Annotated in this window: 15 protein-coding genes; 9 read left to right on the top strand and 6 right to left on the bottom strand. The window is 42.3% G+C overall.

Features of this window, described 5'->3' with window-relative positions:
- On the top strand, window positions 1–2,091 hold a 2,091-nt coding region (locus RM049_RS19200), incomplete at its 5' end, for a CHAT domain-containing tetratricopeptide repeat protein (RefSeq protein ID WP_322705281.1).
- Between the two features lie 433 nt (window positions 2,092–2,524).
- Here the strand turns inward: RM049_RS19200 and RM049_RS19195 are convergent.
- Both RM049_RS19195 and RM049_RS19190 read right to left on the bottom strand, forming a co-directional pair.
- A complete protein-coding gene (locus RM049_RS19195; RefSeq protein WP_322686221.1) occupies window positions 2,525–3,142 on the bottom strand; it encodes a 50S ribosomal protein L25/general stress protein Ctc in 618 nt (205 codons plus the stop codon).
- Between the two features lie 91 nt (window positions 3,143–3,233).
- Window positions 3,234–4,577, bottom strand: a complete 1,344-nt coding sequence (locus tag RM049_RS19190) for an adenylosuccinate synthase (RefSeq protein WP_322671587.1) — start codon at window positions 4,575–4,577, stop codon at window positions 3,234–3,236.
- A gap of 60 nt (window positions 4,578–4,637) precedes the next feature.
- On the opposite strand from RM049_RS19190, the gene RM049_RS19185 reads away from it, so the two are divergent.
- The 4 genes from RM049_RS19185 to RM049_RS19170 all read left to right on the top strand — a co-directional run bounded on the left by RM049_RS19185 (window position 4,638) and on the right by RM049_RS19170 (window position 7,367).
- The gene (locus RM049_RS19185) at window positions 4,638–4,793 is read left to right on the top strand and encodes a hypothetical protein (RefSeq protein WP_322688668.1); all 156 of its coding nucleotides are present in this window, start codon (window positions 4,638–4,640) and stop codon (window positions 4,791–4,793) included.
- A 274-nt stretch (window positions 4,794–5,067) separates the two neighbouring features.
- A complete protein-coding gene (locus RM049_RS19180) occupies window positions 5,068–5,826 on the top strand; it encodes an ATP-binding cassette domain-containing protein (RefSeq protein ID WP_322671704.1) in 759 nt (252 codons plus the stop codon).
- Window positions 5,823–6,455 carry an ABC transporter permease gene (locus RM049_RS19175; RefSeq protein WP_322671588.1) on the top strand — a complete coding sequence of 211 codons (633 nt, stop codon included), beginning with the start codon at window positions 5,823–5,825 and terminating at the stop codon, window positions 6,453–6,455. Before RM049_RS19180 ends, RM049_RS19175 begins: the two co-directional genes overlap by 4 nt.
- A 3-nt stretch (window positions 6,456–6,458) precedes the next feature.
- Window positions 6,459–7,367, top strand: coding sequence for a glycine betaine ABC transporter substrate-binding protein (locus RM049_RS19170; protein WP_322705280.1), 909 nt, complete (start codon window positions 6,459–6,461; stop codon window positions 7,365–7,367).
- A 167-nt stretch (window positions 7,368–7,534) separates the two neighbouring features.
- Here RM049_RS19170 and RM049_RS19165 read toward each other — a convergent pair whose 3' ends face one another.
- The 4 genes from RM049_RS19165 to RM049_RS19150 form a co-directional block, all read right to left on the bottom strand.
- Window positions 7,535–7,993 carry a cupin domain-containing protein gene (locus RM049_RS19165; protein WP_322699279.1) on the bottom strand — a complete coding sequence of 153 codons (459 nt, stop codon included), beginning with the start codon at window positions 7,991–7,993 and terminating at the stop codon, window positions 7,535–7,537.
- A 55-nt stretch (window positions 7,994–8,048) separates the two neighbouring features.
- Window positions 8,049–10,445 carry a glycoside hydrolase family 15 protein gene (locus RM049_RS19160; RefSeq protein WP_322705279.1) on the bottom strand — a complete coding sequence of 799 codons (2,397 nt, stop codon included), beginning with the start codon at window positions 10,443–10,445 and terminating at the stop codon, window positions 8,049–8,051.
- A 73-nt stretch (window positions 10,446–10,518) separates the two neighbouring features.
- Complete coding sequence (locus tag RM049_RS19155) at window positions 10,519–11,457, bottom strand: cation diffusion facilitator family transporter (protein ID WP_322705278.1); 939 nt, start codon at window positions 11,455–11,457, stop codon at window positions 10,519–10,521.
- A gap of 143 nt (window positions 11,458–11,600) precedes the next feature.
- The gene (locus RM049_RS19150; protein WP_322686217.1) at window positions 11,601–12,413 is read right to left on the bottom strand and encodes an SDR family oxidoreductase; all 813 of its coding nucleotides are present in this window, start codon (window positions 12,411–12,413) and stop codon (window positions 11,601–11,603) included.
- 764 nt (window positions 12,414–13,177) lie between these two features.
- On the opposite strand from RM049_RS19150, the gene RM049_RS19145 reads away from it, so the two are divergent.
- The 4 genes from RM049_RS19145 to RM049_RS19130 are packed head-to-tail and all read left to right on the top strand — an operon-like array spanning window position 13,178 to window position 16,875.
- Window positions 13,178–13,672 (top strand): DUF2231 domain-containing protein, encoded by a 495-nt coding sequence (locus tag RM049_RS19145; protein ID WP_322686216.1) that lies wholly within the window; start codon window positions 13,178–13,180, stop codon window positions 13,670–13,672.
- Window positions 13,669–14,274: a DUF2231 domain-containing protein gene (locus RM049_RS19140; protein ID WP_322686215.1), complete on the top strand. Its 606-nt coding sequence runs from the start codon at window positions 13,669–13,671 to the stop codon at window positions 14,272–14,274. The genes RM049_RS19145 and RM049_RS19140 overlap by 4 nt, the downstream gene beginning before the upstream one ends.
- A 32-nt stretch (window positions 14,275–14,306) precedes the next feature.
- Window positions 14,307–15,230, top strand: a complete 924-nt coding sequence (locus RM049_RS19135; protein ID WP_322705277.1) for a cytochrome c oxidase subunit II — start codon at window positions 14,307–14,309, stop codon at window positions 15,228–15,230.
- Complete coding sequence (locus RM049_RS19130) at window positions 15,220–16,875, top strand: cytochrome c oxidase subunit I (RefSeq protein WP_322705276.1); 1,656 nt, start codon at window positions 15,220–15,222, stop codon at window positions 16,873–16,875. The genes RM049_RS19135 and RM049_RS19130 overlap by 11 nt, the downstream gene beginning before the upstream one ends.
- Window positions 16,876–16,923 lie beyond the last annotated feature (48 nt).

The raw sequence follows: 16,923 nt of genomic DNA, 5'->3' as shown, positions 1-16,923 counted from the left end.
CAAAAAGCACTCGATTTTTACAATCAAGCTCTGCCCCTATATCGGGCTGTGGGCGCTCGCTCTGGTGTTGCGACTACACTCAATAACATCGGTCTAGTCTACGACGGTTTAGGAGAAAAGCAAAAAGCACTCGATTTTTACAATCAAGCTCTGCCCCTATATCGGGCTGTGGGCGCTCGCTCTGGTGTTGCGACTACACTCAATAACATCGGTCTAGTCTACGACGGTTTAGGAGAAAAGCAAAAAGCACTCGATTTTTACAATCAAGCTCTGCCCCTATATCGGGCTGTGGGCGCTCGCTCTGGTGTTGCGACTACACTCAATAACATCGGTCTAGTCTACGACGGTTTAGGAGAAAAGCAAAAAGCACTCGATTTTTACAATCAAGCTCTGCCCCTATATCGGGCTGTGGGCGATCGCTCTGGTGTTGCGACTACACTCAATAACATCGGTGCAGTCTACGACGATTTAGGAGAAAAGCAAAAAGCACTCGATTTCTACAACCAAGCTCTGCCCCTTAGGCGTGCTGTGGGCGATCGCGCAGGTGAAGCTATTACCTTGAGTAATATTGGTGTACTTTTCCAAAGTACAAATCGACCAACTGAAGCTATTACCAATTTAGAGCAATCTCTCCAAATCAGCTTAGAAATGCGCCGGGGTTTGCAACGAGAAAATCGCCAAAAGTTTTTACAGGACAATAATGCAAGTGCTACTGCTACTGCTTTAGTCGATGTCCTGATTAATCAAAAAAAATACGCTCAAGCCTTTGAATGGGTTAATCTATTCACTACAGCCGACCTTGCTGATTATACTCGCCTGATTAATGCCAAAGTTGCCAACCCAGAAGCACAGAAAGCTCTTGATGACTGGAGTAAAAAAAATCAACAATTGAAATCCTTGCGGCAACAACTGCAAAGCGATCTCTCCCAAAGTCTCCCCGAACAAATTCGGCAATTAGAAGCACAAGTTTACTCACAAGCCGAAAATATCTCTCGCCGGTTTCCTGAAGTGGCAGAACTATTTGAAACTACACCCGCAGATATTAAAAATCTTACATCATCTATACCCGCAGGAACGGTTGTAGTTCAACCTGTCTTACTGACTAATGTCAGAGATATGCCTAATCATGTCGCAATTTTTATTTTCACAAAAGGCGAGTTGAGCGTTATAAAAAAATCTATTGACCCCACTGAATTTAATAAACTTCTCACCCAATACTTGAAAGAAGTACAAGATGAAAGTAATTCTAACTACCGTGAAACTGGCGGCAAACTTTATGATATTCTTATTCGTCCTATAGAAGACAAAATTAAAGCTTTATCCCCCAAAGAACTAAGTATTATCGCTACTGGTCAACTGCGCCATCTACCTTTTGAAACTCTTTCCGACAGTAAAACCAACCAATTTCTAATCGAGAAATATCCTGTCAACTATCTCACTCGCATTTCCAATAATTCCCTAAAATCTCCAGGCGTGCAAAATGCCGTACCCCCCAAACTACAAGCTGTTTTAGCATTTGGTAATCCAGTACCCAGTGACCCACAAAATCTCCCAGGTGCAGAGGCAGAAGTCAGAAGTATTAAGGAAATACTGCCAGACAGTGAAGTTTATATCCACAATGAAGCTACCCTAGAAAAGTTTAGATCCCAAGCATTGCGCTTTGACTTTTTGCATTTAGCAACTCATGGCTGTTTCAAAACCGAAGATTGCAAAAAAATCAAGTTAAAAAATAATACGTTACTATTTGCTGACAAACCCTTAGACATTGCCAATGCTGCTCTTTTAGGGCTACAAGGCACACAACTGATTACTCTTAGTGCCTGTCAAACTGCTGTAGACACTAATTTGAATGATGCTAGCACAGGACTTGCAGGAGTTGCTTATATATTTGAGCGTGCTGGTGCTAAAGCTGTGATGGCAAGTTTATGGGCGGTTGACGATCGAGCTACTCAGCAATTGATGATTCAATTTTATCAAAACCTCAAGCAAGGTATGACCAAAGGAGAAGCTTTGCAACAAGCTAAGTTGAAGCTAATTAAAGACCATCCTTATTATTGGTCGCCATTTGTCTTGATTGGTGATGCACGTTAAAGTAATTCGTAATTAAGTGCGTTAGAGGATGTTTGAAAAGTTTTCTTCTCGGTAACAAAACGTTCTAGATCCCCCTAAATCCCCCGATAAATTGGGGGACTTTGATTCCGGTTCCCCCTACGGTGTACACACAAGTCACATTACCCCCCTTAATCCCCCCTTGTAAAGGGGGGAAACAGGAGAATCTAGTTCCCTCCCCTTTACAAGGGGAGGGTTAGGGTGGGGTAAAACCTTGGGTTTTTCAGCTATTTCAGACTTGTGTGTACACCGTAGCCCCGCAAGCGGGGAGGGGAGACAAAGCGTAGCGTTGGCGGGGTGGGGTTCCGAGGGAATTAAGGGTAATTTAGCGGAGATGATATCATCTCTTTATGCAGGTTCAAATACAAAAAAACCAGGAGTTTCCCCCTGGCTATCATCAAAAATTATTACACACTTACGTAGCTTCAGAGGTTGTTTCACTCCCTGCCTCAGCTTCATCCTCAGCAGCAGCGCTGATTTGCGGCTGCGAGACGCTAACTACAACTCGCTCCGTATCGCCAAGAACTGTGACGCCTTGAGGCAAGACTAGCTCGTGAACACGCAAGCTGTCTCCGATTTGCAGGTTAGAGACATCAATTTCAATTATTTCTGGGATGTTTTCTGGCGCACAGCTGACTTGCAATTCAGTGATAACAGTGTCTAAAAAACCACCTTCTTGTTTAACACCAACAGCAGTTCCCACATAACGCAGCGGTACTTCTACAGTGGTGTCACCGTGGCCAGCAACCGCGAAAAAGCTGAGGTGGTAAGGCGTACCTTTGGCGGGATGGATCTGAAGTTCCCGCAGCAAGGTTTTACCGCGCCAAGGTGCATCAGCAATATTCAACTCAATCAAAGTGTTGTTAACGGAAGCTCTTTTGAGCAAACGCTCAACAGTTTTGGCTTCAATGGTCAAAGAAATGGATTCTGTACCCTTATGACCATACAAATTGGCAGGTATCAATCCAGCACGGCGCAAAGCTTTTGGCTTGCTACCTTCTGGACGTTTTTGAGATTCGACTGTAATAGCCATAAAAGTTGTCCTTTGTCAGTTGTCAGTTGTCCTTTGTCCTTTGTCATTTGTCATTTGCTAATGACCAATGACAAATGACTAATGACTAAATTTACGCACTAAGTAGGGTAGCAGGTGTACCGTCGGGGTGCAATAAAGCGCGTTTGGGCCCGTGGATCGGGTCTTCTACGATTATGGTTTGATCGCGGCTGGCTCCTAATGAGACGATCGCGATCGGAACTTCCATCAATTCGGCTAAGAATTTAAGATAATCCAATGCTGCTTGTGGTAAGTCTTCTAGGGTGCGGCAGTGAGTTGTTGACACTTTCCACCCCGGTAAGGTTTTGTAGATGGGGCGACATCTAGCAAATTGACGAGAACTGGTGGGGAAGTGTTCGCTGCGTTGGCCATCTATGTCATAAGCGACACAAACTTGGATCTCCTCTAATTCATCGAGCACATCCAGTTTGGTAAGCGCCATACAATCCATGCCGTTAATCCGCACGGCATAGCGACCGATAACGGCATCAAACCAGCCACAGCGCCGTTTGCGTCCGGTGGTTGTGCCAAATTCGGCACCGCGATCGCACAACAATTCTCCCAACTCTCCATCTAATTCAGTGGGAAATGGCCCTTCTCCGACACGGGTTGTATAGGCTTTTGACACCCCAATTACCCGGTCAATCATTGTCGGCCCTACCCCAGTACCAACGCAAGCCCCACCCGCCACTGGGTTAGAGGAGGTGACATAAGGATAAGTTCCGTGATCTAAGTCTAGGAGCGTACCTTGTGCGCCTTCAAACAAAATATTGCGTCGTCGCCAAATTGCATCGGATATTTTCAACGATGTATCAACAACGTGAGGTCGCAAGCGTTCTGCATACCCCAAATACTGCTCAATTACCTCTTGTGGATCTAGAGGCGGCAAGTTGTAAAGCTTTTCTAAAATGACGTTTTTATAATTAATCGTCCACTCCAGCTGCTCGCGTAGCCCATCCGGGTCCATCAAGTCTAAAACCCGAATCCCTGTACGTTCAGATTTGTCAGCATAAGTCGGCCCAATGCCCCGACCTGTTGTGCCGATCTTATGGCTTCCCCGTCGTTCTTCAGATGCCTGGTCAATCAATCGATGATAAGGCATGGTTACGTGGGCTGTTTCAGATATCAGCAGGTGGTCAGTGGAAATATTTAACTCTTTTAATTGGTCGAGTTCTGCGATCAAAATCTGTGGATCGATCACTGTTCCACAGCCGATAATGCAATCGGTATTTGGATACAAAATCCCAGAGGGAATCAAATGCAGTTTAAAGGTCTGACCTTTAACTACAATCGTGTGTCCAGCATTGACACCCCCTTGGTAACGCACCACAACATCTGCGGAACGGCTGAGTAAGTCAGTTATTTTACCTTTTCCTTCATCGCCCCATTGGGCACCTATGACAATGACGTTAGCCAAGAGCTTAAATTAAGAAGTAAAGTTTCCACAAACTATTATTATTAACATATTGCGTGAATCATGTCAACCAAAATCTATTTTGAGCGCGAACACCGAAATTACGCAACAGAAACAACTAGAAGCTCAACTTCTGCGATCGCAACACTGTTTAAACATTATTTAAGCTGTTCCACACTTTTTAAATCATATATGGTCGTGTTGGCTGTTGAGTGTTAACTCTTGACCGTTAACTGTCAGCAGTCAAAAAACCTCACTCCTTCACTATGCAATAAATATGTGTTTTAGCTTATCAAAAACGAGAAAGTGATTTTTTCCTTACTTATGGGCATTAGTCGGTAAGCTGGGAAAATCTACACCCCCGAAAGCTTTAGGTAATCCCTACTTTGGAGAAAATAACCACTCAGACTAATTTTAGGAAAAGCAAATGGGCGTTAGCACGCTAGCAAAATCAGCACATAATACAATAGCTAGCGTCCCCCAAAAGTCACTCATGCCGCAAAATAGTCAAACCGCCATCGAATTCCGCGATGTCACTTTTAGCCGCAATCATCGCCCATTGGTGTCAAATCTCAATTTCACTATTCGCCAAGGAGAAGCACTGGTATTACTTGGGCGCAGTGGTAGCGGCAAAACCACGACAATGAAGTTAATTAATCGCCTATTTACACCTACACAAGGCGAAGTTTTATTTGATGGCATTCCCACAACTCAATGGGATGAAATTAAACTGCGGCGAAAAATTGGTTACGTTATTCAAGAAATTGGTTTATTTCCCCATTTCACTGTCGAACGCAATGTTGGTTTAGTCCCATCTTTAGAAGGGTGGCAACCAAAACAAATTAAAATGCGAGTTTATGAACTGTTGCAATTGGTAGGCTTAGAACCAGCACAATTCGCCACACGTTACCCGCACGAACTTTCGGGAGGACAAAGGCAAAGAGTCGGTGTAGCCAGGTCTTTAGCAGCAGATCCGCCAGTGTTGTTGATGGATGAACCCTTTGGCGCACTCGATCCGATTACGCGCCTCGAACTGCAACAAGAGTTTCGGCATTTGCAGCAAGAGTTAGGTAAAACAGTTGTTTTCGTCACCCATGATATTCAAGAAGCCTTTGTGTTGGCATCGAGAATTGGTTTAATGTATGGCGGAGAATTGATAGTATTGGGGACGAAAGATGAATTTATGCGATCGCAACACCCAGAAAGCCTCGCCTTTCTGCAATGTCTGCGTTCCCTGCAAGATACTTTATGAAAAATTTCTTCCTGGTTAAGTATGCCCCAGAAATTCTTCAGCATACTCTAGAACACCTATTTTTAGTAGGCATCGCCATTGGAATTGCCATCATTGTAGGCATTCCATTAGGTATTTTAATTACACGTAAAACCTTTCTTCGTCAACCAATTCTCGGCATAGCAAATATTTTCCAAACTATTCCCAGTTTGGCACTATTTGGTTTACTCATTCCTGTTCCCATAATTGGCGGCATTGGTGCAGTACCAGCAATTGTTGCCCTGACTGTATATTCCTTGCTGCCGATAATTCGTAACACTTACACAGGTATTACTGGCGTAGATCCAGCGATTCGAGAAGCTGGGAGAGGCATGGGAATGACGGATAGACAATTATTGTTGCAAGTTGAGATTCCTTTAGCACTGGGAGTCATTTTAGCAGGAGTGCGAGTCGCAACAGTTATTGCCATTGGTATTGCAACTATTGCAGCGGCTATTGGTGCAGGTGGTTTAGGAGTATTTATTTTTCGCGGCATATCAGTAGTGAATAATCAGTTAATTTTAGCTGGTGCAGTTCCGGCGGCGGCAATTGCATTACTAGCTGACTTCGCAATTGGTTTGATGGAGAATAAATTAAAAATTAAAAGTTAAGTAATGAAAAGATTTTTGGCATTGTGCTTTTTAACTTTTGCTTTGTTACTGGTAATCGCTGGCTGCACGGCAAATATCAATAGTAATAACGATGCTAATATAGTTGTTGCTTCCAAAGATTTTACCGAACAAGATATTTTAGGTGAATTGTTAGCGCAGCAAATCGAGGCAACAACTAAGTTAAAAGTAGCTCGTCGTCCCCGTTTAGGTGGTTCATTTGTTTGTCATAACGCTATTAAGGCTGGCATAATTGATGCTTATATTGAGTATACAGGCACAGCTTTGACTGCAATTTTAAAGCAAAAACCAGTTAATAGCTCCAAAGAAGTTTACGAAATAATCAAACAAATATACGCCCAGCAATTCAATCTGGAAGTGATGCCTAGCTTGGGTTTTGAAAATACTTTTGCGATGATTATTCGGGCTGAAGATGCTAAACTCAACAATATTCAAACTCTCTCCCAAGCTACTCAATATACACCACAGTGGCGTGGCGGTTTCGGTTACGAGTTTTTAGAAAGAGAAGATGGTTTTCCAGGATTAGCTAAAACTTACGATTTACGTTTTGCTAAACCACCCCAAATTATGGACTTGGGTTTAATATATCGTGCTTTGATTCAAAAACAAGTGGATATGGTGGCAGGAAATTCCACTGATGGGCAAATTTCTCGCTTGGGTTTATTTGTACTCAAGGATGATAAACATTATTTTCCACCTTACGAAACTGTACCAATTGTCCGACAAGAAACCTTAAAAAAATATCCACAATTAAGAACAGCGATCGCACAACTAGCTGGAAAGATTTCAGCAGATGAAATGCGGCAATTAAACTATTTAGTTGAAGGGGAATTACGTGATGTTAAAGATGTTGTCCAGGAGTTTCGGAAATCGAAGGGGTTAAATAATTCGTAATTCGTAATTAAGGATAGGCTTTACCCCACCCTAACCCTCCCCTTATAAAGGGGAGCCACTGCGTTGGACGGGTTTCCCGGCTTGAAGCAAGTGGCGTGAGGGAACTAGATTTCCTCTGGGTGAGGAGCAAGTTTTGGGCAGTGAGTGAAGCCACTATACTAACTTATTTACCTAAATCGACAAGATTGGTTTACAGTCGGAGTCTCTTCAAATTGCACCATTATTAAAACAGCTGGCGCATCGCCTACTGTTCCAGATAAGTGACCTTTATGACCTTGCGCGTCTGTTTTCGTACCCCGATCTTCTCCAAAGGAAATTTCGCCTTCTCCCATCTCGACTCGCTGACCGTCCATAGTCTCCACAAACCAGCGTCCCGACAAAGGTATAATCCACTGGGGTTTTGGGTTTTCATGCCAGTTACCAACCCATCCCACAGGTAGCACAGTAAAGCTGATTGTAGCACCGGACTGCTTCAAATTAGAAAGCCACTGCGGTGAGGTATCCGGGGCTATGCCTTTTTCGATAAAGTCTTCAATTTGACAACGGGATTGATGACTTATACCGTCGTTGTCAGTCCAGACGTGCCAGTATTCAATTGTTGGTTTGGATGATGAGTTATTCTGCATAATAATGGCTCTTTTCGATCCGAAATGTATTGAAAGGCGAATTAGAAATTAGGAATTACGAAATTTTAACCGTATAATTGTGTCCTTCCCATTTGCTGCTTTCAATCCAGAAAAAGGTAAAGTTAATTGATTGTTGCTGATTATCAGAAATAGAAATATCTACAAAATTCACTCCTAACTTTGTAGAAGTAGAAAGCATATCTTGTGTAGTTTGCCAATCATCATCTGACCAGTGCAATTGAAAAGATGCTAAAGCGTCAATTCGCAATGTCTGACCTTTTTTTACTTGGCTGATTTGTCGGTTAAACTTCCAAATTTCCAATGATTTACACTGCTTTCTTTCGCCTAGATAACGATTTGCCACTTCTGGAATAAAATCAAACACCTGTCCGTCATCAGTTGACCGTAGCAGCTTGATATACTCTGCGTGTGCCCACATTAAAGGCATCGCTGAACCTGTTGGTTTTCCTAAAAACATATAGATATCAGGGATATCTGCTTCATCCCAAACCTGTTCTGGTAGCAAACAAGTATCTGAAGCAAATCCTTCCATCGCCTTAATATATGTTTTGACATCCCCACCAACAGCTAGTTCATAATGTCCTCGTTCTCCTGTCAAGAGAGGCCAAGCGCGTCCCTTACCCGAACCAATATAAGGACTTCCGTCTTCTTGCTGGCCGTAACCGTCGTGGTTGTAACGATGCCAACAAGGCCCAACGGGTGTATCTACTTTTAAAACTGCATCAATTACTTTGACAGAATCAACAATAATCGGATCGTCTGGTTTGCGAATTCCATAACGTACTAATTGGAGAAATCCGCCATCGACAATTTCCTTGGCGGGAAATTCTGCTGGTTCACCAGGTGGCTGACTGCTGATGAAAAGAGTTCCTTGGTTAGGATTGTCGTCGGCTTGAGGATTATTAATATCTGAAGGAGTAATTCGGATATAATGCCGCTTGATCCCAGGAACCAAAGTTCCTTCAGTAGTTACTGTCCAAGCTTCAATGTGAGATTCTAAAAAATCTGCGTATTCTTCGATAAACTTTGCTGTTGCTTCATCTCCACGTTGACGAACAAATTGAGCAGCACAGATTAAGGCGGCAATATTGGATGCTAGTGTTGATGGTGAATAACCGCTATTTTCTTCCCAGCGTTCTTGTTGAGTAACCGGGCCGTTACGAATTAAATAACCCGCCGCCCGCAAAACCATCGGATAAATATCGAATTTTAAACAAGTCTTCTGCTGGTGCAATAGCCATGCTAGAAGAATCGGAAATGCCACCTCATCTAGTTGAATACCTTGCCAGTAAGGTTTACCATCAACCCAGAAATTTTGGGCAAAACCGCCATCTTCTTGCTGACTGGTTGCAAGATAAATTAGCGATCGCACTGCCGTTTCTGTTTCGCCAGCAGCCACCAAACCTGTTACACTACTGACCATATCCCGCGTCCAGACAAGGTGATATCCTCCTTGGTCTTGGTCGTTTTTGGCTTCACCCCAAGGGATAGCCAGGGATGCAATCAACGCACCGGGATAAATTTTATCTTCATGTGCTAACAACAAACTAATGCTGTTGTGATATAACTTTCCATCATTGCATGAAACATATTCTAGCGGTCGGATATTGCGGCGCGATCGCTTCCACTGTTCGTTGTATTGCTGCTTCTGCTGTTCAAAAGGAATATTGAGCGACTGAAATAGTGTAGAAATTGCATTATGCAAGTTTGTACCAAACGCCAGTCCTAAAGTAAACTCTTTAGTACTATCTAAATTGAGTTTTCCAGTCAAAGCCAGATTGCCATCTACAGCATTATCAAACTCCCAATCCATCTGGAAATTATCAGCTAAATCTGTCCAGCCATCACTTTCACCAACGTAACCACAAGAAAGGCGAGTAAAGGGAACTGTTGCACCCAGCGCTAGCCATGTTCCTTGTTTCTCGGCTATCAAAATACGATGTCCAGCAGCCTCTACAGCGTAACCATTATTACCCATACCTTCAACATCCAGATGCGGCGCACACAAAGCATATAAATGGAGTTGGGAAATAAAATCGCTTTTTCCTGTTAATGTGGTGTGCTGTAAAATGCAGGGGAAATGTGGGTCGGCAATCACTTCTTTGATTACGGCATAACGTCCTTGGGGATCGGAATTAGTAATGCGGTATCCTAAACCATGAGTCCACATCGGTTCCACTTTGGATTCGAGATGGCGTTTCTCTTCGTGGAAAAAGCTTTTCCCATCAGAAATTAGATACTGCAAATCCCGAATTTGAGGTTTGTCTACTGTGGGATGGTAGATTTCAGTGACAATACCGTTCCAAAGAGTAAACCAAATGTTACTAGAGGTAGAGTAAGCTGTTCCTACTCCATCTTTATTAGCATGAGTCCATCGAGGCTCAATACCTGGTGAGCCAAAAGCTTTTGCTCGATCAATAATCTTTACCATACTGCATTGTTGTGCCGATAAGCTTTGAGTACATTGAGAAAATGCTGTGTTTAATATTTGTGCGATTAAAAATTTATTGAGAAGTTGGCGAAAATTTCCGAGCGGCAGTTAAGGATTTTGCTTCAATAAAAATTTGTTTGATTTCAGGATGCTTTTGGCGAATTTTTACTTCTAAATTTTCTACAGTTAAAGCTATTTCCTCACCTGTAAGATTTTTAGAAAATTGGATTTCTAAGTTCAGTAATACTTCTTTGGGAGCAAGCTGCATTGTTAGCACCCGGATAACTTCTTGCACTCCTGGTTCTGTTTTGGATAAAGACCGGATATTGGCTATAGTTTGAGGATCGGCACTTTCACCAACTAATAATCCTTTGCTTTCTCTTGCTAATACCACTGCTACTATAGCTAAGATAATGCCAATAATAATCGAAGCAATGCCATCCAAATAAACATTATTAAATAAATGTCCGAAGAAGATTCCGATTAAGGCTACGAATAAGCCTAAAATTGCCGCAGAATCCTCAAATAATACTGTAAATACTGTGGGGTCTTTACTGTTTTTGATTGCTTGCCAGAAATTTTGTTTACCCTTAGTCGGCAAAAACTCTTTTAAAGCTACAGTCCAAGAAAACCCCTCCAATAATATTGCAATACCTAATACAATATAATTCCACATTGGGTTTTCTAAAGGGCTGGGATGAATTAAATGAGTGATTCCTTCATAAATTGACATCCCGCCGCCAAGGGCAAAGATGAGGATAGCAACGATAAAAGTCCAGAAATAAAGTTCTAGACCGTAACCAAAGGGATGGCGATCGTCTGCTGGCTTTTGGCTTCTGCGAATTCCCAGCAAAAGTACTAGTTGATCGCCAGTATCTACCACCGAATGAATCCCTTCAGATATCATGGCGGAACTGCCAGTAATGGAGGCGGCGATAAATTTAGTAATAGCGATCGCTAAGTTAGCGCCCATCGCTGCAAATATAGTTTTATGAGATGAATCAGATGCCATGAGAGTTAATAATAATTATGCAGAAACTTCTAATTCACCATTGGGTTGGTTTGACCTTGTGCCAAAACATCTCCTACAGCCAAATTTAATTCCTTGATTGCGATCAAACCAGGGTTAACACTAACTTTTGTAGGCATTATCAATTAACCATTGTCTGCAAAACCTGGATACAAGGTCATACCACCGTCTACAAATAGAGTTGTACCATAGACATAATCTGAGTCATCCGAAGCTAACCAAACCGCTGCTTTAGCGATATCTTCTACATCACCCACACGTTTTGCTGGAATCAGTTTTAATAACTTTGCTTCTGCTTCTGGAGTATCCCAAGCTGATTTATTAATGGGGGTTTTGATTGCACCAGGCGCAATACTATTAACGCGAATTTTATGGGGTGCAAGTTCTTGAGCAATACTTTGCATCATCATATTTATACCGCCCTTACTCGCAGCATAATTAACATGACCCGCCCAAGGAATTACCTGATGTACTGAACTTATACAAATAATCTTACCTGCGGCAGATGAAATATCGGGCTGTATACCTCGGCGTAAGAATTCCTTTGCAGCTTCCCTAGCACATAAGAATTGTCCTGTCAGATTCACCTCAATAACTCTATTCCATTGATCGAGGGTCATATCTACAAACGGTGAATCTTTTTGAAGACCTGCATTGTTTATCAAAATGTCAATAGTGCCGAATCGCTCGATTGTTTGGCTAAACATCGCCTTTATTTCGTCTTCTTTGCTAACATCAGCTTGAATAGCAAATGCTTCACCATTAGCTGCTTTGATGTCATCAACAAGTTTTTGGGCTGATTCAGCTTCCGAACGATAATTGACGACTACTGCTGCACCCGATAAAGCTAAATAGCGAGCGATCGCTTGACCAATACCAGAACTAGCACCCGTCACAAGTGCTTTTTGACCTTTGAGCAGGTAAGGGGAATAACTCATAATGCTTTCGATATTTTTAAGACTTGTATTCGTTGTGAATATCTCAATATTTGCAAGACCTTCATGATATTTTTGCTTTTTGCGCGTAGTATTACCCTGACAACTTTAATTTTTAAATCAGGAAATTATGGATTAAAAAAGTTTTGCTTTTTTAATGATTTTAAAAACCTTTAGTATTTTTCTAATCTATCTAGAGAAAGATAAACAGCATATTTTTTACTAAAAAATATTGAAATCCTTTGTCATTTCTGTGACAATAGTATGTTTTTATTTTTAAGATTTGTAAAAATGTGATTTTCAAGCTTATATCAATCTCAATAAAGATTTATGGTATATTCAAAGCAAGTTTGATTATTGATTAAAGTAAGTTTTTTAGTTAATCAGAGAACTATATAAGACATTAAATATTTTTCTTTACGCGCCTCTCAAGGGTCTGATTAGATTGGCTATTAGCAATCCCATCTAATCAAAAAGAAAATTTTTATTTTTTGGAAATACTAATCAAGATATGATATCAATCAGAAATGTAGTTGTTTTAGTGAGTTTTTACCTTTAGAGAAAATAATTACTGAAAAAGAGTAATTATGTATTTTTATTTCAAAAGCTACTTGAAAAATTATTGCAGTGTATCGGGAATTCTCAATGTTTTTTAATTGGTCGATCTGTGACGTTAGCACAGTATTCTGGAAAATATGAATGGTACGTTAAGCGGATGGCAATTCCATGCAACGCATATATATATATGACCTATGAAGGAGAAAGCGATGCCTGCTCTGTCTCTGAATAACCAAAATTTACCATACCCTGACCCTCTACATCCGATCGTTGTTCACTTCGTAATTGCGATGGTGCTTTTTTCTTTCGTGTGCGATGTGCTGGGTTATTTTACCCGTAACGTGCGGTTGTTTGAGGTGAGTTTCTGGAATATGTTTGTGGCCTCAGCAGCTATCTTTATAGCGGTAATTCTTGGTCAGTTTGAAGCAGGTCTGGCGAACATCTACCCAGCAGTGCAACCAACACTGAATTTTCATACGGTGATGGGTTGGTCGCTGGCGGCTATTGTTGTTGGCATTACAGCTTGGCGTTTCGTGATTCGCAAACGTACTCCACGGAAAGTACCGCCAGCTTACCTTGGTGTCGCAACGTTTTTAGTCTGCCTAGTGTGCTTGCAAGTCTATTTAGGAAGCAAGCTAGTTTGGGTGTATGGGTTACATATCGAGCCAGTTGTGCAAGGGATGAAGCAGGGAGTTGCGCCATGAACTGGCAATTGATTGACCAGTTGAGATTGAAGCTGAATGCTAACGGATTACCTTATGAGATTCCCATACATCCGCAATTTGTGCATCTAACATTAGGTTTATTCATTCTTGCGATTATTTTTGATATTGCGGGAGCGCTTTTTGCTTTAGAAAAACCAATATTCAAATTTTTGGGTTTGCCTACCCTCCGTTCTGGTTTTTTTGATGTCGGCTGGTATAACCTCATTGGAGCAGCTTTTATCACTTTTTTCACTGTTGCAGCTGGTTTTTTCGAGCTATTGCTAGCAAATCCACCAGTCGATCAAAAGAGCGTTTGGGGGTTAACTGCTGGTTGGACGATGCTTTTGCATGGTTTGGGTGGCATTTCATTGTTGGGGATCGTTGTTGCCATGACAGTATGGAGAGGTTTACAACGCTATCGCTGGCGCAAGGATGCTTCTAGGCAGGTGCAGTGGAGTTACTTATTAGCAGGTATTGCAATATTGGGCATCTTGTTTGTCCACGGAACTTTGGGGGCGCAATTGGGAGAAGAGTTTGGAATTCACGTTACTGCTGCGAAGTTACTCCAAGAAGGTAGAAGCCCAAACTTACTACCCAAATAATCAAGCGGGAAGTACTCTTAGATGAAATTATTATGTTTAGTTCTTGGGAATATGTATTAATAGCGTTTTATGTAGCAGGGCTATTAATTGTCAGTCGGTGGATTGGACAACAGGCATTTTCTTGGATGCCTCCCCAGGCGACAGCAGAAGCACAACGGGTAGATGATTTATTTAGCTTTTTAGTCTCAATTGGAGCATTTATCTTGCTAGGGCTTGTTGGTGTTATCGTGTATGCGATCGCCTTTCATCGCGCCCGCCCAGAAGACTACAGCGAAGGACACCCTTCTAGAGGTAATGGGAAGTTAGAAATATTGTGGACAGCGACCCCAACTTTATTAGTAGTATGGATTGCCTTCCAAAGCTTCAATATTTATCAGCAATTAAATATTCTGGGGTTAAACCAAATAGTGCATTTGCATACGCCCCTAGAATCTGCACCCGCCTATGCTGCAAAGGTTAGCGATGTCCCCAAACCTGCGTCTGAAACAATTGATGTTTTCGTTAAGCAATGGGATTGGTCTTTCCACTATCCAAATAATCTTATTAGTAAGGAATTACATTTGCCGAGCGATCGCAGCACTCGCTTAAATATGCAAGCAGAGAAAGTAATCCACGGTTTCTACGTTCCTGAGTTTCGCTTAAAGCAAGATATTGTTCCTGGGCGGAACATTGACATTGTGCTAACACCCATTCGCCCAGGTAAATATCGGCTGAAAGATTCTCAATTCAGTGGTACTTATTTTGCCTTGATGGAAGCAGATGTATACGTTGAATCCCTCGATCAGTATAATCAGTGGCTCGCGCAAACAGTCTCTAGCGAAACTACAAACACTCAAAATCAGGCAGTTGCCGAAAATATTCAACCGCCAAAGACATTATTCAAAAGCGGCTGGTACACCGTCGCACCTGCTCAACCTGCTGTAGCCAATCAAAGGAAGACAAATAATGACACATGATTTGAGTGAAGCTATAGCCAACAATAGAGAACCTGAGAATAACTGGCGGGAATATTTCAGCTTCAGTACTGACCATAAGGTAATCGGTGTTCAGTACATGGTGATGACCTTCATTTTCTTTCTACTTGGCGGGCTGTTGGCGATGATTATCCGGGCTGAATTGCTCACCCCGGAAGCAAATTTAGTTGACCGCCCCCTCTACAATGGTTTATTCACCATGCACGGGACAATCATGATTTTCCTGTGGATTATTCCCTTCAATGCAGGTCTTGCTAACTTCCTAGTACCGCTGATGATTGGAGCGCGGGATATGGCTTTTCCCTTGCTCAACGCCATCTCTTTTTGGATTTTGCCACCAGCCGGTCTTCTACTACTGTCTAGTTTCTTACTACCAAGCGGGACTGCACAAGCTGGTTGGTGGTCTTATCCACCAGTTAGTCTGCAAGTTCCAGCCGGTCAGTTGATTAACGGTCAATTGATTTGGATAGTTAGCCTAGTATTAATCGGCATCTCTTCAATTATGGGGGCTGTCAATTTTGTTACCACTATCTTTTGGATGCGATCGCCAGGGATGACATTTTTTAGAATGCCGGTCTTTGTGTGGTCAGTTTTTAGCGCCCAGTTGTTGCAGCTGATTAACTTACCTTCCTTGACAGGTGCATTGATACTCCTGTTGCTTGACCTCTCCTTCGGTACACAATTCTTTAAACCGGAAGGAAGTGGCGATCCAATCGTTTACCAACATTTATTTTGGTTCTACTCTCATCCCGCAGTGTATATCATGGCGCTCCCAGCCTTCGGTATTATTGCGGAAGTTCTCCCAGCCTTTTCTCGCAATCCTTTATTTGGCTATCGGTCAGTTGCTCTTGCTTCTTTAGGTATTGCTGTAGTCAGCATCTTCGTTTGGGTGCATCATATGTTCACCAGTGCAACCCCCGGCTGGATGCGGATGACCTTCATGGCCACCTCGATGTTAGTTGCCATACCCACTGGTGTTAAAGCATTCGCTTGGACTGCCACAATCTGGAGGAGCAAGTTGCACCTAGAGACACCAATGCTGTTTGCGATGGGAGGTGCAGCGATGTTTATTTTTGGCGGTGTCACTGGTGTAATGCTTGCCGCTACGCCATTTGATATCCACGTCAATAATACTTACTTTGTCGTCGGTCACTTCCATTACATCGTTTTTAATACAATTACAATGGCAATCTTTGCCGGAATTTACTTCTGGTTTCCCAAAATAACTGGCAGGATGTACGCCGAAGGTTGGGGTAAACTGCATTTCTGGTTAACCTTTATTCCTGCCAATATCACCTTTTTCTCGATGCATCCGTTAGGTTTGCAAGGAATGCTACGCCGAATTTCCTCCTACGATCCCCAGTATCAGGGATGGAATGTTATTGCTAGCCTGGGATCGTTCTTACTGGGAGCATCGACGCTGCCCTTTATTGCTAACATTGTCGGTTCTTGGCTATATGGAGTCAGAGCAGTTAATAATCCCTGGCACGCTACGGGATTGGAATGGACAACTTCTTCACCACCTCCGCGAGATAACTTTGCAGAGATTCCTGTTGTCAACAGACCTCCTTACGACTATGGCGATCCAAAATATTCATTCGTGGAAAATTCTGATAATGGTGAGTAATTGCGTTTCTTTATAAAGCTGCGCTAAATTTTAGCTTTTTTTTTAACG

It is taken from the genome of Nostoc sp. DedQUE04 (genome assembly GCF_034530995.1).
Classification (GTDB): domain Bacteria; phylum Cyanobacteriota; class Cyanobacteriia; order Cyanobacteriales; family Nostocaceae; genus Nostoc.
This window is presented reverse-complemented; position numbering and strand designations above follow the sequence as displayed.